The organism is Corallococcus llansteffanensis (assembly GCF_003612055.1).
In the GTDB taxonomy this organism is placed as follows: Bacteria; Myxococcota; Myxococcia; order Myxococcales; family Myxococcaceae; genus Corallococcus; species Corallococcus llansteffanensis.
In genome coordinates this window covers 1-21,103 of sequence record NZ_RAWB01000103.1, presented here as the reverse complement: position 1 = coordinate 21,103, position 21,103 = coordinate 1, and the positions used below count along the sequence as shown (strand labels likewise).

At 70.6% G+C, this 21,103-nt stretch carries 15 protein-coding genes; 6 read left to right on the top strand and 9 right to left on the bottom strand.

Annotated elements, in window-relative coordinates:
* Positions 1-80 precede the first annotated feature (80 nt).
* Complete coding sequence (locus tag D7V93_RS12445; RefSeq protein ID WP_120643607.1) at positions 81-1,523, bottom strand: FAD-binding oxidoreductase; 1,443 nt, start codon at positions 1,521-1,523, stop codon at positions 81-83.
* Between the two features lie 482 nt (positions 1,524-2,005).
* Here D7V93_RS12445 and D7V93_RS12440 point away from each other — a divergent pair, with 482 nt between their 5' ends.
* Positions 2,006-3,691, top strand: a complete 1,686-nt coding sequence (locus D7V93_RS12440; RefSeq protein ID WP_158623721.1) for a DUF4082 domain-containing protein — start codon at positions 2,006-2,008, stop codon at positions 3,689-3,691.
* Between the two features lie 28 nt (positions 3,692-3,719).
* On the opposite strand, the gene D7V93_RS12435 is transcribed toward D7V93_RS12440, so the two are convergent.
* The 5 genes from D7V93_RS12435 to D7V93_RS12420 form a co-directional block, all read right to left on the bottom strand.
* Positions 3,720-5,000 carry a right-handed parallel beta-helix repeat-containing protein gene (locus D7V93_RS12435; protein ID WP_120643605.1) on the bottom strand — a complete coding sequence of 427 codons (1,281 nt, stop codon included), beginning with the start codon at positions 4,998-5,000 and terminating at the stop codon, positions 3,720-3,722.
* On the bottom strand, positions 5,000-6,556 hold the full coding sequence (locus tag D7V93_RS12430) for a caspase family protein (RefSeq protein WP_158623720.1): 1,557 nt from the start codon (positions 6,554-6,556) through the stop codon (positions 5,000-5,002). The genes D7V93_RS12435 and D7V93_RS12430 overlap by 1 nt, the downstream gene beginning before the upstream one ends.
* Positions 6,553-7,257: a hypothetical protein gene (locus D7V93_RS44870; protein WP_158623719.1), complete on the bottom strand. Its 705-nt coding sequence runs from the start codon at positions 7,255-7,257 to the stop codon at positions 6,553-6,555. Before D7V93_RS44870 ends, D7V93_RS12430 begins: the two co-directional genes overlap by 4 nt.
* The gene (locus tag D7V93_RS12425) at positions 7,254-7,739 is read right to left on the bottom strand and encodes an RNA polymerase sigma factor (RefSeq protein ID WP_120643603.1); all 486 of its coding nucleotides are present in this window, start codon (positions 7,737-7,739) and stop codon (positions 7,254-7,256) included. Before D7V93_RS12425 ends, D7V93_RS44870 begins: the two co-directional genes overlap by 4 nt.
* Positions 7,740-7,834: 95 nt before the next feature.
* A complete protein-coding gene (locus tag D7V93_RS12420) occupies positions 7,835-10,258 on the bottom strand; it encodes an OTU domain-containing protein (protein WP_120643602.1) in 2,424 nt (807 codons plus the stop codon).
* A 122-nt stretch (positions 10,259-10,380) separates the two neighbouring features.
* Here D7V93_RS12420 and D7V93_RS12415 point away from each other — a divergent pair, with 122 nt between their 5' ends.
* Genes D7V93_RS12415 through D7V93_RS12405 form a run of 3 tightly spaced genes read left to right on the top strand, consistent with a single transcriptional unit; the run spans position 10,381 to position 13,962 of the window.
* Complete coding sequence (locus tag D7V93_RS12415) at positions 10,381-12,324, top strand: family 16 glycosylhydrolase (protein ID WP_120643601.1); 1,944 nt, start codon at positions 10,381-10,383, stop codon at positions 12,322-12,324.
* 10 nt (positions 12,325-12,334) lie between these two features.
* The gene (locus D7V93_RS12410; protein ID WP_120643600.1) at positions 12,335-12,949 is read left to right on the top strand and encodes a hypothetical protein; all 615 of its coding nucleotides are present in this window, start codon (positions 12,335-12,337) and stop codon (positions 12,947-12,949) included.
* Positions 12,946-13,962 (top strand): DUF2071 domain-containing protein, encoded by a 1,017-nt coding sequence (locus D7V93_RS12405; RefSeq protein WP_120643599.1) that lies wholly within the window; start codon positions 12,946-12,948, stop codon positions 13,960-13,962. The genes D7V93_RS12410 and D7V93_RS12405 overlap by 4 nt, the downstream gene beginning before the upstream one ends.
* On the opposite strand, the gene D7V93_RS12400 is transcribed toward D7V93_RS12405, so the two are convergent.
* Together D7V93_RS12400 and D7V93_RS12395 are read right to left on the bottom strand one after the other, a co-directional pair.
* Positions 13,907-15,034, bottom strand: coding sequence for a serine hydrolase (locus D7V93_RS12400; protein WP_120643598.1), 1,128 nt, complete (start codon positions 15,032-15,034; stop codon positions 13,907-13,909). The genes D7V93_RS12405 and D7V93_RS12400 overlap by 56 nt on opposite strands.
* A gap of 36 nt (positions 15,035-15,070) precedes the next feature.
* Positions 15,071-15,856, bottom strand: coding sequence for a hypothetical protein (locus tag D7V93_RS12395; RefSeq protein WP_147451151.1), 786 nt, complete (start codon positions 15,854-15,856; stop codon positions 15,071-15,073).
* A gap of 237 nt (positions 15,857-16,093) precedes the next feature.
* Here D7V93_RS12395 and D7V93_RS12390 point away from each other — a divergent pair, with 237 nt between their 5' ends.
* The gene (locus D7V93_RS12390; protein WP_120643596.1) at positions 16,094-17,542 is read left to right on the top strand and encodes a glycoside hydrolase family 43 protein; all 1,449 of its coding nucleotides are present in this window, start codon (positions 16,094-16,096) and stop codon (positions 17,540-17,542) included.
* 211 nt (positions 17,543-17,753) lie between these two features.
* Here D7V93_RS12390 and D7V93_RS12385 read toward each other — a convergent pair whose 3' ends face one another.
* Positions 17,754-19,037, bottom strand: a complete 1,284-nt coding sequence (locus D7V93_RS12385) for a DUF4082 domain-containing protein (RefSeq protein ID WP_158623718.1) — start codon at positions 19,035-19,037, stop codon at positions 17,754-17,756.
* A 238-nt stretch (positions 19,038-19,275) separates the two neighbouring features.
* Between D7V93_RS12385 and D7V93_RS12380 the strand changes: the two genes are divergently transcribed.
* Positions 19,276-20,907 carry a sensor histidine kinase gene (locus D7V93_RS12380; protein ID WP_158623717.1) on the top strand — a complete coding sequence of 544 codons (1,632 nt, stop codon included), beginning with the start codon at positions 19,276-19,278 and terminating at the stop codon, positions 20,905-20,907.
* Positions 20,908-21,103 lie beyond the last annotated feature (196 nt).

The window sequence follows — 21,103 nt, the reverse complement described above, 5'->3', positions numbered from 1 at the left end:
GGCCAAGGAGGAGGGCGCGTCGCATGGGGCCCACTTGCCGCCCGCCCTACCCCTGAGTCAAGCAGCCCCCTCGGCCCTCCTCAATGCGCGACCTGAGGGGGCGGCACCGGCGCAGGCCGGATGTTCTGGTTGATGTGGAAGAGGTTGGTGGGGTCGTAGCGGTTCTTCACCTCCACCAGCCGCGCGTAGTTGTCGCGGTAGGTCGCCTGGACGCGATCCTGCCCCTCCTCCATCATGAAGTTCACGTAGGCGCCGCCCGCGGAGTAGGGGTGCAGCGCGTCCCAGTAGGCCTTCGTCCAGGAGGTGATTTCTTCCGCCCGCTCCGGCGAGGGGTCCACGCCGACGATGACCTCGGACCAGCGCGCGTCGCGGAAGCTGAAGGCCGTGTCATCCGGGCCCACCCGGTGCACCGCCCCGTCCACGGGGTAGAGGTGCATCGTGGATTGCATCGACGGCAGGCGTTCGGCGAACTCCACGTGGCGCGTGATGGCCTCGTCGGCCAGCTCACGCACGAAGTCTGCGCGCCAGTACCACTGGTGCCCGGGTGGGTAGAGCGCGTCGAAGGCGGTCTGCAGCATCGGGTAGGGCATGGGTTGCACGCCGTGCAGCGAGGGCTTGAGCGCCTGCACGGGCGCGAACAGCGCGTCCGCCTGGGCGGGGTCGCCGGAGTAGCACCACACCACGCCGCACACCTTCTGCAGGTGCAGGGCCTCGGGGAACGGAGGCGCGGGCGGCACGGTCATGAAGGCGAAGAAGCCGTTGAGCTCTTCGGGCGCGGCCGGCAGGAATTCGCGGTACCAGCGCATCACCTCCGCCGCGCGATCCAGCGGCCAGAGCGTGGGGCCCGCGATCACGGTGTCCACCGGATGGGCCCGGAAGAGGAACGACGTCACGACGCCGAAGTTGCCGCCCCCGCCGCGCACCGCCCAGAACAGGTCCGGGTGTTGCTCGGCGTTCGCGGTGACGACGCGTCCGTCGGCGAGCACCATGTCCACGGCGAGCAGGTTGTCGATGGTGAGACCGAAGCGGCGCGAGAGGTGCCCCAGACCGCCGCCCAGCGTGAGCCCGGCCACGCCCGTGGTGGAGATGATGCCCGAGGGCACGGCGAGCCCGAAGGCATGGGTCGCGTGGTCCACGTCCCCCCAGACACAGCCCCCCGCGACCCGCACGGTGCGGGCCTGGGGATCCACCCGCACGCCGCGTTGGCTCGACAGGTCAATCACCAAACCGTCGTCGCACAGCGCCAGGCCGCCGCCGTTGTGTCCCCCTCCGCGCACGGCCAGGGGGAGCTTCTGCTCGCGGGCGAAGGTCACCGAGGCGATGACGTCCGCCACGTCGGCGCACCGGGCGATCATGGCCGGGTGCTTGTGGATCATCGCGTTGTACAGCTGGCAGGCCTCCTCATAGTCGGGGTCCCCCGGCTGGATGAGCGGGCCCCGCAGCTGGGCCTTGAAGCGTTCCACGCTGTCCGGCGGCAGACCTGCACCGGCCCGCGGCTGCGCGCGGTGGGTTTCGAGAGTCACGGTGGCTTCCTCCTCAAGAGAACGGCAGCGACACGGCGCCTGAATCAACGAATGCGCACGGTGCCGGCCCCACGCAGGGACCCGGAGCACGGGGAGGAAGGGGGAAGCTTCCTCGCACGCGCCGACCGACGGGAGCCGACCCAGCGCTCCCCTCCTCCGTCCCTCCCGGCCGACTTCAGCTCACGGCGAGGGCGGGCGTCGCGAAGGGCGCGCTCCAACAGCGCCCAGGGCACCGTCTTCCGGGTCCATGGAGACGGGCACGGCGAAGGTGTCCGAGTCGGTCCATGACAGCGATTGCGCCACGGGGGACCCGCGCAGCCCTCGCGGAGTGGACGACAGCGGCCTGATTCGCTGAAGCGGCGCCGACGCTGAACAGCATGAGCCCCGGCCTCATGAGGAGCCGGGGCTCTTCATTTTGGGGTTCCCAGAAATCACGGCTCGCGCATTAGCCGCCCGAAATGAAGTCTTTCGGAGGGAGTCCCATGAGAATTCGGAGTCTTGGAGCGGTCCTTTTCGTCGTGCTGTCCGCCTGTTCCACGGGAGCCGTGGACGATGTCGCGGGCCAGGAAGCGCTTTCCGGTGAGCACCAGGCACTCGAGGCGGGCGAGGTCTCGCTCTTCCTGGACTCGGCCCGTCCCACCATCGCGATGGACAGCGATACCGGCGCGGTGGAGCTGGGGATGAAGTTCCGCGTGTCCGTCCCGGGCACGGTCCGCGGCGTGCGCTTCTTCAAGGGCGGAGCCCAGAACGCCGGCCCACACCGCGTGAGCCTGTGGAGCCGGGGCGGCACGAAGCTCGCGGAGGCGACCTCCACGAGCGAGACGACGACAGGCTGGCAGACGGTGCGCTTCGCCTCCCCCGTCACGGTCATCGCGGGGACGACCTATGTCGTGTCGTACTACGCGTCGGCCGGACGGTATGGCGCCACCGTGGGCGGCTTCAACGCGGAGAAGTCACGAGGCCCCATTCTCGGGCTCGCTTCGGGCGTGGACGGCGTGAACGGCGTCTTCCGCTACGGCGGCGGGTTTCCGACGCAGGGCTACCAGAACACCGACTACGCCGTGGACGTGGTCTTCCTTCCGGACGGCACCGAGCCCCCGACAGACACCCAGGCGCCGACCGCACCCTCGGGACTCGTCGCGTCCCCGGCGTCCGCGAGTGCCATCAACCTGGGCTGGAACGCCTCCACGGACAACGTCGGCGTCACGGCCTACGACGTCTTCCGCAATGGCGTGAAGATCGCCTCCACCGCGAGCCGCACCTACGCGGACACCGGCCTCACGGCGGCCACGGCCTACAGCTACCTGGTGAAGGCGCGCGATGCCGCAGGCAACGTCAGCGCCAATTCGAACACCGTCACGGCGACGACGAGTTCCAACCCTCCGGCGGGTGGCTTTCCGACCGCGAGCACGACGGGCGTGCCGGCGGGAACGCAGCTCACGGCCTATACCGGCCCGTGCACCCTCACCGTGGCCAACACGGTCATCGACTCCAAGACGGTGAACTGCGACCTCAACATCCGCGCGTCGGGCGTCGTCATCCGCAACTCGAAGATCAACGGCAGCGTCGCCACCGATGAGAACTCCACCGGCTTTTCCTTCACCATCACCGACTCCCACGTCGACGCGGGTGACCGCATCGTCACGGGTGTCGGAGCCGTGAACTTCACCGCCGTCCGCGTGCACGTGCAGGGCGGCAATCGCTCCATGCACTGCTGGCACGACTGCGAGATCCGCGACTCCTACGTCCACGGCCAGATGACGGACGAGACGGGGACCGCGCACGAGTCCGGCATCCGCATGGGCCGGAACGTCACCCTCCGCCACAACACCATCACCTGCGACGCGCCGGACGTGCCTCCCGACGCGGGCTGCTCGGCGGGGCTCACCGGCTACGGTGACTTCGCCCCGGTGGAGAACAACCTGGTGGAGAACAACTTCTTCCCGGGCACGACGGGAGGCTTCTGCGCCTATGGCGGGTCGTCCCAGGGCAAGCCGTACTCGGGCGCGACGAACAACATCCGCTTCATCGGCAACGTGTTCGGTCGCGGTTCGAGCGGGCGCTGTGGCTACTACGGGGCCATCACCAGCTTCGACACCTCGGAGCCGGGCAACCTCTGGTCCAACAACACCTGGGAGGACGGAACGGTCCTTCCTCCTTCGAACTAGCGGGCGCCCGCGAGGCATCCCGGAGGTCTCAATCGTGTCGCTCGATGGGGACCTCCACGCCCGTGGCCTCCCACACGTTTCCCGCGGCGGACAGCTGCGTCTGGGTGCTCACCAGCACGGCACAGTCGTAGTACGTCCGGGCGCCGAAGACGTTGTTGCGCACCACCATGCCCTGAAGGCTCGCGCCGCCCGCATGTCCCAGGTTCACGATGCAGCTGCCCCGGTCCAGCCGGTTGCGCTCGAGCCTCACGTCGCGCGTCGGTCCGACCTGCTGGTTCACGAAGACCGCCGCGCCGACGTCTTCACCCGGGCCGTGGAGGTTGCTGTCGTAGATGCCGATGTCGCGCCCCTCGAAGACGCTGATGCCGTACTGGGCACCCACCGGGTCGAGCGCGTGGATCCACGAGGACTCCACCCGCACGCCTGACTTCAGGCTCATCCCCACCACCACCCCGTGCACGTCGAGCCGGCGCGCGGTGAAGCCTCCGCCCATCACCCCCCACTGGAGCGTCGAGGACTCGTCGGCGAAGACCTCCAGGTCCTCCAGCAGGACACCCGTCGCCCCCGTCACACTGATGATGCCGTCAATCTCGCGGGGCACCGGCGCGTGGACCACGCACCGTCGCACGGTGACGTCGTTCGCGCGGATGATCAGCCGGCCGTGGATGTCCCGGTCCTCGAGCACAGCCCCGGGCGTGTCCAGCACGACGTCTCCCTCATGTCGGACCAGGGACGCGCCCTGGGGAACCCCGGTGTTCAGCGGGCCGGGGAGGTCCGGGTCGGCCCGGCAGGAGACGTTGGCCGGACAGGCCTTGCATGCGCCGTCCTCGCACCGGAAGCCATCCGCGCATTCAATGGGCTCGGTGCACAGCGGCTGCGCGAGCCCGAGCGCCTCGAGCGCGGAGAGCTGGCCGAAGCTCCGCGTCCCTTCACTCCACGAGCCGGCCATCGGGACCGCGAGGCCCTCCCGGCTCACACGGACGAGGGAGGCGGGGCCCCGGTGGCCCGGGGCCGCTTCGGCGCGCATCTCGACCCGGGCGGGGACGGCCAGCATCCGCGAGGAGGGTTCCAGGGCATAGGTCACGCCCACCGACCAGCCCCGCGCACCGTCCTCCCGGAGCGAGACCGTCTCCTCGGTTTCGAGCGCACCCGGCGGAATGGTTAGCCGGACGCGGCCATCGCGGGAGGTGACGGTGCCCCCTTCCCGCCCGATGACGCGAACGTCGGGCCGCCCGCGTGCATCGAAGAGACCTTCGCCGCACGCGCCCACCAGCAGGCCGAGGGCCGCGAGGAGGAGGAGGCCGCGCATCAGAGCCGGAAGCCCAGGCCGGTGAGGGCCTCGAAGGCGGGCCGGACCACCGCCTGGTCATTCAGTCTGAACGCGGCGGCCTGCGCCTCCGCCTCCGCGAACCAGGAGACCCGACCGGCGAGGGGAAGCGCATAGGAGAGCACCGCCCCGGCGCGCCCGCGCAACGCCGTCCCCGCCGGTGTCGTCGCCACCGACTGCCGGACCGCATCCGCGCCCAGCCGGCCGCCGGCTTCGAGCCCCCGGACGGGAAGGTGCCAGAGCCACGCGACGTCACCTCCGAGGCTCCGGAGCCCATAGGGCAGCCCGGCATCCTGGCCCCGACCGTCCTGGTACCTCGCGCGGATCCGCAGCGTCTGGGCCGCGCCCATCGCGACGTCGCCTCCCAGCAGCAGCGCGGGCGTGAGCCCCATGCCCCGAAGTGGAGGCGTGTTGAAGCCGACCGCGGCGAGGAGCGTCAGCGGTCGACTGAAGCCCGCTTCCAGGGCCTCATCGCCCTTCGCCCCGCGTTCGGCGAAAGGACGCTCGGTCAGCGTGACCGTCGTAGCGGTCCGCTCCTCCCCGTGCGTGAGCGCGAAGGCACCGGTGCGCACGTCGTCCGCCGTCGTGCGGATGAGGCGGTAGCGTCCGGCACGCAGCGCGAGCTGCCGGGGCTTCACCGGGTCCTCGCGCAGCTCCAGCACCTCGCCGAGCCCCTCGTCGCGCACGACGAGCCAGCGCCTGTCGGGTTCGGTCCCGGGGGCGAAGACGAGGCGCGCATCCGCGCGGCGCAGGTCGGCGAGCACGAGGTCGCCCTTGCCCTTCAAGTCCAGGGCGTACGTCGGCCGCTGGGCGACTCCGGAGACCTCGGCCGTGTGCGAGACGGTCTTCGCATAGGCGTAGCGATAGGCCTCCTGGAGCGTGATGCGCCCGTCTCCATCGGCGTCCGCCGCGCCGCGCAGCCCCGCCGTCAGGTGGTGCGTGAAGAAGCTCCCACGCAGCTCCGCGCTTTCGAGCGCGTTCTCCCCCGGGCCGGAGGACGCGAGGATCGCGGTCCCATCCGGGGATTCGTCGCTCGTGACGTCGAGCGCGAAGCCGGCGGCCACCGCCCGGGCGCCCTTCGTGGTGACGAGCCCTCCAGACCTGCACGCATCCACGAAGGCCAGGCGCACGTGCGCGCGCGAGCCCCCGAGCAGCTTCCGCAGCTCCGCGAAGGTGAGGCTCTCCGCCCCGAGCTCCAGGCCCTGCTCCGTGGCATGCCCGGACCAGTACAGCAGCAGCAGCGTCCGCCGCGAGGAGCCCCGGGCCGCTTCGGCGATGCGCTGCTCGAGCGCGCGCACCTCGGTGAGGAGCCGCGCGCGGGTGGGCTGATGAAGCACGCGGACGTCCTCGCCGCGAAAGCCTCCCAGCTCCTGCAGCACGTCCGCGAAGCGCGAGGCATCCGCCTCCGCGAAGCGCAGCCGCGAGTGGCCCGGAGCGCCCACGTTGCTACCCACCGCGAGGGCGAAGCGCCGCTCGGGCAGCTGGGCCAGGGCAGACGCGGCGAAGAGGACCGCGGCCATCCACACAAGCCGGCTCATGGGGCGCTTCGCTCGAGCAGCACCGTGGCGGTCCGAGCGCCCGGGATGTGGACCGCCGCGGGGTCGCGCACCGGGCTCCCCCGGAGCGCCTGCTCCACCACGGACCAGCTCAGGGGCTCCTTCGAGATCACCGCCCAGATCCGCTCGGGTCCTCCGGTCGCGTCCAGCACCGCGCCACCCGGAAGAAGCCCTGCCCCCTCCACCGCGAGCGGCGTCGTCCCTTCCGCGGGCGCGAGACGGGAGACGGTCCCCGTCGAGTCGACGGAGGCAATCCAGACGAAGGCCCCCTCGCCGGGCGCCACATGGAAGCGCAGCGCCTCCCCCGGACGTACGCGCTCCCCGTCGGTCGCGGCCCGCGGCGGGCCCTGCCCTCCGACGTAGACCGTGAGCGCCTCGCCCTTGGTCGCATAGCGCGGGGATTCCGGCGGCGCCTGAAGGAAGAAGAACAGGGCGGCGGCGGCGAGGGCGGCCGCTGGCAGCAGCGGCGCCCATCGACTCACGAGCGAAGGCCTTGCCTGGGCCTTCGCGATCCAGCGAGGGCCTTGGTGGGCGAACGCGCGCGAGGCCTCCGCGGCGGACCGCTCCCAGGCCTGGCAGTGGGCGCACCCGGCGATGTGCCTGGCGGTGGCGGGGTTCGCTTCGAGCAGGTGCTCCTCGAGCGCGAGGTCGCTCGGGCACTGCGCCGTCCGGGGTGCATTCATTCGAAGACCGCCCTGCGCGCGTTCGCGAGAAAGAGCTGGATGCGCTTGCCGACCGTCTTGCGCGAGAGGCTGAGAAGCTCGGCGGCTTCCTCCTGGGAGTGGCCGTCGACGAGCACGAGCCACGCGACCATGCGCTCGTGCTCCGTGGCGCAGGAGAGCGCCTTGAGGGCCAGCTGCCGGTCGGCCACCTCCGCGAAGCTGTCCGCGGGTGACGGCGCGTCGTGGTTCAGCTCCGCCCCGCTCGCCGTCTCCCAGGCATCGTCACGAAGCTGCGCGAAGCACACCCGGGTCGCGACCACGTAGACCCAGCGAAGCTGCTCGGGCTCCGGGGGCAGCCGGGAGCGGTGACGCACCAGTTGCAGGAAGACCTTCTGGCACGCGTCCGCCGCCTCGTCCGGATTGCGCAGGATCTTCAGACACCGGCGGTAGATGGCCGGTCCAAGCCTGTGGCAGACCTCGCTGAGGGCATCACCGTCGCGCATCAGGGAAGCCGGGGAGGGGGAAGGGACATCTGCCACGGCGACCCCGAGCGTACACCCGCCCTCCAGGCAGCGGAAGGCGCAGCGGTAGGGTCGAATCAGAGCGGCGCGGTCGCGTGGTAGTGCGCCGCGGGCGCGAGGAACCGGATGACGTGGAAGGTGCGAGCGCTTCCGCTGTCGAGCGTCGTGGTGCTGCCATCCGCGTTGTAGATGATGATGTTGATGCCGAGTGCGTTCGCGATGAGGGAGGGCGTCGCATCCCCCGCGAGGTTGTTGTACGAGCCGATCCGACGGATGTCCGCGGCCGTCTGCCTTGCATCCAGATTGAAGGCGCTGACGTCGATCTGCCGGTTCGCCACCCGGTCCGCGACGAGCTGGCGAAGCCGCATCACCGAGCCGTCGTAGGCGCCCACGCGGATCAACGACGCGAACAGGCAATCTCCGTCGGGCGTGATGGCCACGTTCTGACGGCGCGCCAGGGCGAGCCGCGCGGCCTGCGCCGACGTGAGGAAGAACCCGTGCCCGGCGGACACCTGCTTCTGCGCGCTCTTCGAGGACGGCTTGGACACACCCGCCTTGTCGACGCTCACCTCGACACTCCGCGGGACGAACCGGGCCTTGCCGCCCCCCATCGGGACGGCGCCACGCTCGCCCTTGCCCCGGACGAGGAAGTCGTGGCCGTGCTTCTTCGCGAACGCCCGGAACTGCTCGACCATCGCCTCCGCGTCCTCCTCGTCGTCGCCCACGACGATGGTGGCCACGTCCTTCCAGGTGAGGTCCCCGTGGAGCTGGGTTTCGATGTAGGGCCCACCGAAGTCCGCCCCTGACGCGCGCTGCTTCTTCAGCCAGGCGGCGTCCTTCCCGGTCGCCTCCGCCGCGGCCAGCCGGAGGATGGGCTCATCGGTGTGCGCGAAGAGCATCTCCGGGTGCTTGGGGCTGGTGAAGTGCTTCACGCCCTGGTCGAACTGGTTCCAGCTGTCGCCGGGGGTGTGCGTCATGCGCTCGTGAAGGGCGTCCTTCCAGATGACGTAGCTCTTGCCATAGCGCTGCGCGACACCGTGCTTCTGCGTGGGGGACACGAGCGCCGCGTACTTGGGCATCTCCGTGCGGTCGGTGGGCGCGAAGCGGCTCGTGGCGTCGTTGTAGTCCTGGAACTTGCCCTGGGTCCGCTTCAGGGCGGAGGCGTACCCCATCTGCTCCTCCACCGCGCCGCGCTTGGTCAGGTCGGTCGAGGCCTGACTGGCGCCCGTCTCCCAGACCTGCTGGAACGTGGTGCTGCCCATCAGCAGGTCCTTCAGCGGCGTTCCCACGGGCTTGTTCTTGCGCTGGTCCAGGTTGTCGCCGGGCTTCTTCGCGAAGGTGTAGTTCGTGACGAGCCGCAGCTGCACCAGGTGCTGGAGGATCCGCTCGAAGTCCTCCTCGTCGTAGTCCGTGCCCCACTTCGTGTTCAGGTCCTCCAGGCGCTGCAAGGCCTTGACGCGGGAGAAGGCCTTCTCGTGCGCCCCCTTGCGCTCGGCGGCGACGAGCGCCCACGCCTGGCTCGGGGTCCGCAGGCCCTTGTCCTTGGCCATCCGGGCCTGGACGTCCTCGAGGTCCTTCGCGCCAGGCACCATGCGCTGCTGGGGAAAGGGCATGGGGCCGGAGCGCTTCATCAGCACCCCGGCGATGTCCGTGCTCTTCTGCTTCGCCACACGGATGAGCTCGTCGATCTTCGCCTTGCTGTCCCGGAACTTGAGCCAGTGGAACCACTCCTGCTCGACCGTGGCCCGCACCGTCTCCGCGCTCTGGTGGAAGGCGTTGATCGTGACGAGCGCGCCTGTCAGCGCCTGCACCGTGGGCTTGCCGCTGCGCAGCAGGTCCTCCAGCTCCGCCTGGCGCGCGTACCACTCCCGCATCAGGTTCTGGACGACGGGGTGCTGGATGTTCTGGTTCCGCTGGGCGGCCTGGGCCTGCGCGAGGGCGAGCTTCGTCCTGGCCTCGGTCGCGAACCGCTCCACGCGCACCGCGACGTTGGGGAGGTTCCCCTCGCCCTGCTCGCGCCGGACCTTCTCGCGCTCCTCCACCTGTTGCTTGAAAGAGTCCGTGAACGCCCCGGTCGTCCCCAGCCGGGTGAGCAACATGGAGATGAGCGTCGTGTCGCCATTGAAGACGACGAACATGTGCCGCAGCGCCCGTTCGCTCCCGAGCCCCTCGAGGAGCTCCGCGAAGGTCCCGGCGTCTCCGTGGCAGACGTCCTCGAGGAGGCCCGCGAGGACGGCCACGCCCTCCCTTCCGCCAAAGACCCGGTGCAGCCGCATGACCGCTTTGAGCGAGACCTCCTGCTCGAAGGCTTCATAGGCCTCCCGGTCCCCCCCGAACACGGCGGCGGTGAGGTCGCGCTCCGCCTGCACGGCGGGCATGATCGCGATCTCCCGCTCCCGGGACCCGATGCGCGCGTCGAGCTGCCGCTGCTCCATCCGCTCCTGATAGCCCTTCGCGCGCTCCAGCTTCTTCTGCTTCAGTCGCTTGTTCTTCGTGGCCATGGGTGGCTGCGTTCCCCCGTACGCCCAGTATAGGACGGATGGGGCGCGCATCCGGCCCAACCTTGAAACAGCGATTAACCGGCAATATAGGCGTGGGTCCCCTCCTCCTTCGAGAGTGACTCATGAGCCCATCCCGACGTCTCCTCCTCACTCCCCTGCTCGCCGTGGCGCTCTGGGCGCTCGCCGGCTGTGGACGCGACACCGGCGGTGCCGCGCAGGGCCACGAACTGGAGGCGGCCACGCGCGCCTTCGCGCTCGGCTCGGTCCCCGGCCGTATCGAGGCCGAGGCCTACAATCCAGGCGGAGAGGGCGTGGGCTATCACACCGGCCATGGCGACTGGGGTGACGCGCATCCCCGCACCGACTCCATGGACCTGCGCGCGGACTCCACCGCGTCGGGTGGCTACGCCATCCACTGGATCGAAGCCGGCCAGTGGTTCGCCTACAGCATCTCGGTGGCCACCGCCGGGACGTACACGGTTTCGCCACGCGTGAGCGTGCCGTGGAACCCGGGCCAGCTGCACGTCGAGGTGGACGGCACGAACGTGACAGGGAGCCTGTCCTTCCCGGGCAACACGCCGACGTGGACGAGCCGCGCGAGCGCGCCCTTCCCGCTCACCGCCGGCACGCACGTGCTCAAGGTCTTCATGGAGGCCAACTCCTTCGCCTTCGACGCGCTGGATGTGACGCTCGTCCAGGCAGCTCCGCAGTCCACCTTCCTGCGCGGCATCAACCTCGGGGGTGGCCAGGCCTCCGCGGTCACCGTGGGCGGCCGGGCCTTCGTCTCCGAGGCGGACGCGAAGCGCGGCGGCCTCACCGTGCAGACCACCACCGGGGGTGCCCCCAACGCATGGCAGACCGCCATCGCCCCGGCCTCGTTCTCTCCGGCAGTGACGGACACGGGCCTGGCGTCGCTGCTCAACAGCCATGTCTCCGCGAGCAACGACGGGCTCAAGCTCAACCAGGCCGCCTGCAATGGCACGTATCAGCTCTACACGTACCACCTGGAGAACAACACCAGCCAGTGGCGCTCCTTCACCGTCAAGGTGCAGGGCACCGCGCATGACACGGTCTCGCTCGCGCAGAACCAGTGGCGGAAGTACGGGCCCTACACCGCCACCGTGTCCAACGCGACCAGCGGCTGCAATGGCACGCTCACCGTGGAGCTGGTCGCCGGCCTTCGCGATGCGTCCATCATGGGCCTGGAGGTGTGGACCTCCAGCGGTGGAAGCCTGCCGGCCATCGGAGGCACCGTCCCGGCGGGATGCGAGCAGAACAGCGCGTACGTGCCCACCGGCTACGCCCCGAAGTTCTGCGACGAGTTCAATGGCACGACGCTGGACCGGACGAAGTGGAAGACCCGCTACATCTACTCCAACGAGACGCTGGACCGGCTCAACGACGAGAAGCAGCGCTACCGCGACAACAACAACCACGTCGTGTCCAACGGCACGCTGAAGCTCACCGCCTACAAGGTGACGGCCAGCGACCCGGCGGGCATCAACTACGAGTCGGGGATGATCCGCTCGACGTACCTCCAGCGGTTTGGCTACTTCGAGGCCCGCGTGAAGCTGCCGTCCGGCGTGGGCGTGTGGCCGGCCTTCTGGCTGAACTCGGACTACGGGCCGAACGGCGAGCTGCTGTGGCCGCCGGAGATCGACATCTTCGAGTACGTGGTCAACGGCGTGGAGGACACCGTGGACATGGTCCACACCGGGGTCATCGTCGGCAACGCGGCGCTCCGCGACGGCCGGTTCCTCTACACCGACCCGAACTTCCACTCGGATTGGACCTACTACCGCGACCCCGCGGGCTCGCTGGCCGGCCAATGGCATACCTTCGGGCTGGAGTGGGACGCGGACACCGCCACCACGTACCTGGACGGCCGGAAGCTCGTCACGCGGGGGTATCACTGGAAGTACGACGACGGCCGCGACGCCGCCCCCGCCCACGTGCTGCTGAACCTCGCCATTGGCGGTGAGTGGGCCGGTCGTCACGGCATCGACGACGCGCGGTTCCCCCAGGCGCTCGAGGTGGACTACGTGCGCGTCTACCAAAAGCAGTAGCCTGCCGGGTGTGAACCGCACCGAAGCCACCCAGGCCCTCGAACTCATGCGCCGCGTCGTCGCGCAGGCCCGCGATGACACCGCGCTCCAGAACTGGGGCGCCATCTGGATGCTCCACGCCTTCAGCAACGGCGCGGGCTTCCTGGCCACGGACTGGCTCTGGGAGGAAGGCCAGCGCGGCCCGGGCACCTTCGTGCTGCTCTGGGGCGCGCTGCTGGCCTTCAACTTCGCGAGCATCTTCTTCATGAAGCGCGGCCAGCAGGCCGGGGTGCGCTCGTTCATCGAGCGGCAGATCTGGGCCATCTGGACCACCTTCATCGGCGGGCTGGTGCTGGTGGCGCTGCTCAACCTGCTGCTCGGGTTGGATCGGCTCTTCGTGCCCGCCGTGGCGTGCGTCCTGTTCGCCATGGCCTTCGCGTCCATGGGCGCGCTGATGGGGCGCGTCTGGTACGGCATGGCCCTGCTCTTCGCGCTGGTGGCCCTGGGCATGACGCGCCTGGAGGCGCACGCGTTCGGCGTGCTGGGCGGGCTCTGGTTCCTCGTCCAGTTCGGCTCGGGCCTCGCGCTCCATCGCGCCCGGAGCCGACGGCTCGCCGCCGGGGACGCGGGGCCGAGGCTGGTATGAGCGCGGAGGCACTCGCGGCCCTGGTGGCGCTGGCCCTGGAGCCGCTCGGCCTCACCGAGCGGGCGCTCACGGCACGGCTGGAGGAGGCCGGCGTCGTGGAGCCCGCCGCGGTGCTGCGGCAGCTCGTCGCGGCGGGTCAGGTGCGGGCCTCGCGAGGCGCGTGGGTGCTGACGCCCTCCGGACACGAGGCGCTGCAAGAGGCGCACGCCGCGCTCGCGCGGGCCCAGGACCCCAGCCCCAGCTCCGAGGACATGGAGGAGTGCCCTTCCGTGCCGTGGCTCACGCAGGTGGAGACGCACTGGGTGGAGGCCGTCTCCCTCAACTACGCGGTGGACCCGGGCCTCCTCGCGCGCCTGCTGCCCGCTCCGCTGGAGCCGGAGGTCTTCCACGGCACGGCCTGGGTGCAGGTGCTGATGTCCTCCCTGCGCGACATGCGGCCCCGGGGCCTGGTGCCGCTGCTGGGCGTCTGCTTCTACCAGGTGAGCTACCGGGCCGCGGTGCGCTACCGCAACGCGAATGGCGACTGGCGGCGCGGCGGCTACTTCGTGCGCAGCGAGACGAGCGACCCGGTGATGCGCGGCGTGGGCAACGCGCTCAAGGAGTTCAAGTTCCACGAGTTCGGCGAGGCCCGGATGGTGATGGCGCGCGAGGGCGACCTGCTCACGGTGGGCGTGGACCCGGAGCCCGTGTTCCCCGGCGGGAAGCTGGTGGGCGTCTTCGACACCGAGCCCCGGACGCGGCCGCCGGAGGGCAGCGTGTGGAAGGACCTGGACGCGCTGCATGAGCCGCTGGTCGAGTGCTACGACGCGTTCGGCGTGGCGGATGGGTGCGTCTACGTCCTGACCATCGACCGCGAGCCCTGGAACGCGCGCTTCGCCACGCCGGTGCAGTTGTATTGCGAGTACCTCCAGGAGGGCCCACTCGCCCCGGGCGCGAGGCTCGACTCGGTGCTGCACCTCAAGGAGTGCGCCTACCGCTGGCGCCCGCTGCGTCGCGAGCGTTACGCGCGCTGAAGCTGTCCGTGCGCCCCGGGGTGCGCTGGAAGGCCCGCGCGAGCGTCCGTCCAAGCCGGGCCAGCAGGCGCTCCGCATCGGAGACGCGGCGGAAGTCCCGGGCACACGCGGCCACGACGAGGGACGGGCCGTGCTCCCATTCGAGGAGGCCCACGTCACAGGCGCGCCGGTGCTGCGTGCCCGTCTTGTGCGCCCAGACGGCGGTGTCCGGAAGGCCGGCCCGGATCCGCGCCCGGCCCGTGTCGCAGCGCCGCAGCAGGGCCTTCGCGTGTTCGCACGCGGCGGGGCTCAATCCCACACATCGCGCCACCTGCTCCAGCAACCGGCCCACCTCGCGCATCGGGGCGGAGTTGGTGCCCTCCACGTAGTAGGCGTCGAAGGCGGACTCCAGGGCGTCGCCCGTCCAGGCAGGCATATGGCCAAGCACCCGGGAGAGGGCCTCCGCCCGGGACGCGAGCGAGTTGCTCCGGCCCAGCTCGCGCACCTGCGTGGGTCCCAGCGCCGCGCCCTTCGGGTCCAGCTTCGCGTAGACGTGGCGCCGGTCCTCCAGCAGCGACACGAGCGGACCGAAGCGGACGCCCCTGCGCTCCAGCCCCGCGTTCACGTTGTCGATGCCGACCTGTCCGATGAGCAGGTCCGCCGCGGCGTTGTCGCTGTGCACCATCATGGCGTCCAGCAGCGCCGCCACGGTGAGCGACGTGCCGGATGGCACCTTGGCCAGCGGGTGCATGCCATCCCGGACGTCGTCGGGCCCGAAGACGACGGGGCGGTCGAGCGCGAGCGTCCGTGTGTCCACCTGGCGCAGCACCTCCAGCATCACGGCCACCTTGATGGCCGAGGAGAGGTACATGGGCGTGCTCGCGTTGAAGGCGTACTCCTCGCCCGTGCGCACATCGCGGACGTAGAGCGTCAGCGCTCCGTCGAAGTCGCGCGCGGCGGCCTCCACGCCCTCGTTCAGGACGGCGCGCCACGGCGGCGGTTCGGGGACGGCGGGGGCGGCACCGGCTGGCGCTCCGAGCAGCGTCACCAGGAGTGACAGCCACCCGCCGCTGCTTCCGATGCCGCCGCGCAAGGTCGTGCGTCTCCGGGCCGGGTCAGGAGGGGCGGCTCAGCCCCCTCCGCCCCCGGCGAGGCCCGTGTCCTCGCTCGCGGGCGGGGACGCGGGGGTGTCGGACTGCTGGCCCGCGCCGCCGATGCCGGTGGCGTCCTCGTTGGCGTCGGGGGCGGGCGCCCGGTCGGGTTCAGGCGCCGCCTGTGGCTGGGCGGTGGCGCTCGCGGTCGGAGCCGCGGGCGCGGGCGCGGGCTGCTGCGTCGCACCGCCGAGCGCGGTGGCGTCGGCTGACGTCTCGGAAGCAGGAGGCTGCTGCGTCGCACTGCCCAGGGCCGTGGCGCCAACTGACGTCTCGGAAGCAGGAGGCTGCTGCGTCGCACTGCCCAGGGCCGTGGCGCCAACTGACGTCTCGGAAGCAGGAGGCTGCGTCGCGCTGCCGAGGGTCGTGGCGTCAGCCGACGTGTCGGAAGTGGGAGGCGGCTGCGTCGCGCGGCCGAGGGCCGTGGCGTCAGCCGACGTGTCGGGCGCGGGCGCGGTCCGGGTCGAGGGCTGCTGGAGCCCCGAGCCCCCCGTGGCCTGCGTCTCGCACTCCTCCTGCTTCGGCTCCGGCTTCGGCGCGACGCTCACGGGCTGCTTCCCGGAGCCGCCGGTCCCCACGGGCCAGCACATGAGGTCGCGCTTCGCGGGAGGCGTGGCGCTCGCCTGCGGCGCGCTGGCCTGCCCCGTGCTGCTCGTGCCTTGCGCGGGAGGTGTGTCGTTCGTGGTGTCGTCGGGTCTGTTCTGGTCATGCGCGCAGCCCGTGCCGAGCAGCAGCGCCGCCGTGATGCATCCAATGACTTTCATGGTCACCCCGTCTGAGCTGGACCTGGTGCCTCGGAAGGTGTGGCCTGCGTCGTGGAACGAACAGTTGGGGGCCTGCCGGGACGCCCCCTCCATGGGAGGGCTGGCAGGGAGGCTGGCGCCCGCCGTTCCACCCCCATCCTCCACTCCGCCATGGATACCGGTAAAATCTTGTTTAGATGATTTAACACGTATTGCGTGCTAGGCCGGGCCTCCATCGCGCTGTCTGGAGGTCCTCCCATGAAGAACCCGTCGCTCATTCCGGCCCTCGCGCTCCTGGGGGCCGTCTCGGTATTCGCTCCCGGCTGTGGCGACGAGCGTTCCGACGCCCCGCTGCCGGACGAAGCTCCGGTCGGCACGTCCAGCGGAGCGCTCGCGTGCAGCACGCGCATCACCTACGGCGACCGGTGGATCCGCCCCGCCTCGCACCCAGCGCAGGACGACGTCGCGGGCGACCTGGTGACCTGGGACGGCAAGTGCGTCAACGAGGGCACCAACTCCTACGCCGTGCTGTCGAATGGCTGGAAGCCGTACTTCACCGGCAACAACGCGTGCGTGCTGGCGCTCGACACGGACTGCGCCGGCGCCACCGCGTGCGCGACGCGCATCACCTACGGCGCGGCCTGGCTGCGCCCCTCGGGACACACGGCCCAGTACGACGACGTGGGCGGGCGCGTGTCCTGGGACCGGGGTTGCACGAACGAGTCCCCCAACTCCTACACGGAGCTGTCGAACGGCTGGAGGCCGTACTTCAGCGGCGCCAATGCGTGTGGCCTGTCGTTGCGTTACACGGGCTGTGGCGGGCTGTACAAGAACCCGGTGCTCCCGGTGGGCTGCGCGGATCCGGGCGTCATCCATGACGGGACGCAGTACGTCGCGGCCTGCACGTCGGGGGGCGCGGCCAACGCGTTCGCACTGCGCACGTCCCAGGACCTGGTGAACTGGACGAGCGCGGGCTCCATCTTCCCGTCCGCGCGCAAGCCGACGTGGGCGACGGGCGACTTCTGGGCGCCGGAGATCCACAAGGTCGGGACGCGGTTCATCGCGTACTTCACCGCGCGGCACACGGACGGAAAGCTGTCCATTGGCGCCGCCACGTCCACCAGCGCGCTCGGGCCTTTCACGGACATCGGCCATCCGCTCGTGCATGACGCGGGCATGGGGATGATTGACGCCACCTTCTTCCGGGACACCGCTGGGGTGCCGTACCTGGTGTGGAAGGCGGACGGCAACGCGGTGGGCCAGCCGACGCCCATCTATGGGCAGACGCTGTCGGCGGACGGCCTGGCGCTCACCGGCACGCGCCGCTCGCTCATCACCAACAACCTCGCCTGGGAAGGGGGCGTCGTCGAGGCGCCGTGGGTCGTCGCGCGGGGCGGCTACTACTACCTCTTCTACAGTGGCAACGCGTACTACGACAGCAGGTACGCGGTGGGCGTCGCCCGCGCCACCAGCCCGCTGGGGCCGTACACGAAGCTGGGCGCGCCCATCCTCAAGACGGGCGGCGGCTGGGTGGGCCCGGGCCACAACTCCGTCGTCACCGGGCCGGGCGGCGACACGTACATGGTCTATCACGCGTGGGACAGCGCCCATACGGACCGGATGATGCTCGTTGACGCCATCACCTGGCCCAATGGCTGGCCCGCGGTCCCCGAGGCGCCCTCGGCCGGCTCGCGGCCCATGCCGTAGCGGACAGGCGTGGCTTTGCAGTCCCCCGTCCGGCGCGCATGCCGGGCGGGGTCCCCAGGACAGTCATTGTCCATGGACGCTGGCAGGGTTTGATTGACACTCCCAGCCCCCTGCTTCCACCATCCCGGCCTGTTGGAGCAGGACCAGGCCAAGGGGCAAGGCACCGCTCCGGGGAGGCCCCCTGCCCCGGAGCGGCGGTCGTCACGGTGGATCAGCGGACGCGGAAGACGGGCTCCACCCAATAGTTGGAGCTCTCCCAGCTCAGCGTGGGGAAGGTGCCCTCGGGCCCGTAGGCGAAGACGCCGCCGTCCGCCTCCACATGCAGCGGCTGCGCGTAGTACGGGATGACGAAGGCCTGTGAGGCCACGGTGTAGCCGCCCGCCGGCGCGTAGTACGACACGGTGTAGGCCGTGTTCTCCTGCACGGCGACGTCGGGGTAGAGGTCCACCGTCTGCCAGCCGCTGCCCGGCCCGCCCTCCCCCACGAAGATGCCCGTGGCCAGGAGCGCTCCCTGCGCGTCCCACAGGTGCACCACGCGCTCCTCCAGCGGCGCGCCGGGGTCCCGGTAGAAGCGCACGGCGTCGACGATGCCCGGCACGTCGCTCTTGAAGCGCACCCCCAGCTCCACGCCGTCCGTGTCATCGGACGCGAAGACGCCGGAGGGCGTGGGCGTCTTCCACAGGCTGAAGACGGTGGGCGCGGGCGTCACCGTGGCGCGGTAGGACGGGGCGCTGGTGCCGTACATGTTGGACGCGCGCACCTGGTAGAAGGACGCGACGCCATTCGTGACGCCGGTGTCCAGCCAGGCCGTCCGGGTGAGGCCCGACGCCACCGTCTGGTAGGGCCCCGCCTCCGAGGTCGCGCGCAGGACCGCGTAGGTCTGCGCCCCGGACGCGGCATCCCAGCGCACCGCGGCGGCGTTGTTGCCGGGGTACGCCCGCGCGAACAGCGGCGTCTCCGGAGGCGCGAACTTCACGAGCGGCTCCACCCAGTAGTTGGAGTGGTTCCACGTCCCTGTCGGGAAGGTGCCGCGCGGACCGTACGCGTACACCCCGCCGTCGACGGGCACCGACAGCACCCCGGCGGTATAGCCGCTGGCGAAGGCATCCTCGGTGACGGTGTAGCGCCCCTGCGGTGCGTGGTACGAGACGACGTACTGCGTGTTCGCGGCCAGGGGCACGTCCGGGTAGATGTCCAGCGTCACCCAACCGCTGTGAGGACCGCCCTCGCCCACCCAGACGCTGGAGGCGAGCAGCGCACCGCTCGCGCTCCAGACGTGCACGGCGCTCGTGGTCAGCGCCGCGGACGGATCCCGGTAGAAGCGCACCTTGTCGAGGACGCCCGGCGAGGAGCTCTGGAAGCGCACGCCCACTTCCACGGCCGTGGTGTCCGGATCGAGCTGCGCCGGAGCCGGCGCCGTGGTGCCGCTCCACAGCGACGCGGTGGTCTGCGCGCGCGCGAGCCCGGGCGCGCAGAGCAGGAGGACAGGGAGCATCGAGGAGACCATTCCAACCCGCTTCATCAGGGACCTCTTGCCCGCCATGGGCGGACGCGAATGACAGGCGGCGCGGTGGCGCCCCGAACCCGTCTAGCCTGATTTCCTGGGGAAGACGCATCCGTGCCTCGGACGCGGGGAGTGTTCACCTTGCGCTGGTTCAAGGGCGTCAGGGGCTTGCCGGTCCCGGGTGCCAATGACGATACCGGCCCTGTCGGTTGCGAAGGACGATGAGTTCGTGAGCCCACCTGCCTCCACTGCTCAACGCTTGAGGCTGTCCACGTCGCGCATCCTCCAGACGTGGGAGGCGCGGACGCGGCAGCAGGTGCCGGCCGCCCAGGCGGAGGCGTCGCCGGCCCTGCGGGACTCCCTGCCGGACATGCTCGCGGAGCTGGCCACGACCCTGGAGCAGCCCTCGCCGGATCAGGCCCTCGGGGAGCGGGAGCATGCGCTCGGCAGGGAGCACGGCTACGAGCGGGCGTCCCTGAGCGCCTACTCCCTGGAGCAGGTCATCCACGAGTACCAGCTGCTGCGCCAGGTGCTCTTCGAGGTGCTGGAGGAGGAGGGCCCGCTGAGCACGGCCGACCGCGACGTGCTGCTCGACGCGGTGCAGGTCGGCGTGCGCAACGCGGCCAGCGAGTTCTCACGGCAGCGGGGCCTGGAGGCCGAGAACGGCCGCAAGGCCCTCCTGGAGGTCCACGCGCAGCTGGAGCAGCAGGTGGACGAGCGGACGGCGGCGCTCGCCCTGAGCGAGGAGCGCTTCCGGCTCTTCGTGGAGGGGGTGCACGACTACGCGCTCTTCACCCTGGACCCCGAGGGCGTCATCACCTCGTGGAACTTCGGCTGCGTGCGCGTGAAGGGCTACACGGTCCAGGAGGCCGTGGGCCACCACTTCCGGATGCTCTACACGGAAGAGGGCCGGGACCGCCGCGACCCGGAGGACCACCTGCTCCTCGCGGCGCGCGAGGGCCGCTTCCGCGGCGAGGGGATGCGCAGGCGCAAGGATGGTTCGACTTTCCTGGCGGACGCGCTCATCACCCCCATGTACCGGGACGGCCTGCTCATCGGCTTTTCCAAGGTGATGCAGGACCTCACGGAGCGCAGCCTGCTGTTGCGCGAGCGCGACCTGTCACGCAGCACGGTGGAGAACTTCCGGGCGGAGCGCGAGGTGCGCGAGCGCTTCATCGCCATGGTGTCCCATGACCTGCGCACGCCGCTGACGGCGGCGAAGATGAGCGCGCAGATCATCCTGCGCCGGCCCGAGGCCCAGGAGCGCCAGCTGGAGCACGCGGTCCGGGTGGTGAGCAACCTGGAGCGGCTGGACCAGATGATCTCGGACCTGCTGGACGCCAGTCGCCTGCGCGAAGGCCAGGCACTCTCCGTGGAGCTGTCGCACTTCGACCTCCCGACGCTGGCCCAGGAGGTCGCGGAGGAGCTCACCACGGTGCATGGGGACCGCTTCATCGTGCACTCGAACGGGAAGGTGGAGGGCTGCTGGAGCCGCGACGGCCTGCGGCGCGTGCTGGAGAACCTCGCCGTCAACGCGGTGAAGTATGGCGAGCCCGGCACCCCCATCACCTTCAGCGTGCACCGCAGCGAGCACCGCGCGGGGTTGCGCGTTCTCAACCTGGGCAAGGGCCTGACGCCCGAGGAGCAGGAGGGGCTCTTCGGGCACTTCCACCGGGGCCAGGAGGCCGAGCGCGGCGCCCAGCCGGGTTGGGGCGTGGGCCTCACCGTGGTGCGCGGCGTCGTGGAGGCGCTCGGAGGGATTGTCGGCGTGACGAGCACCCCGAACTCCGGCACCACCTTCTTCGTGGACCTGCCCCTCGACTCGCGCCCCTTCGTCAAGGAGCGGCCAGGTCGGGAGTAGCAGCGCAGGGCATTTACCTTCTCAATCTTCGTCCACCGCCACTGCCTACATTGAGTCGGCTGCCAGGCCCTAGAGCGCCGATCAGGTTTCCGCCCGAGGAAAGTCGAATACTTGCGCGAGCGATCGACGCGGGCTGTCACCGCGTGCATAGGTCGCCACCTCACGGAGGTGGCGCATGGAACGCTGGAAGCCGGCT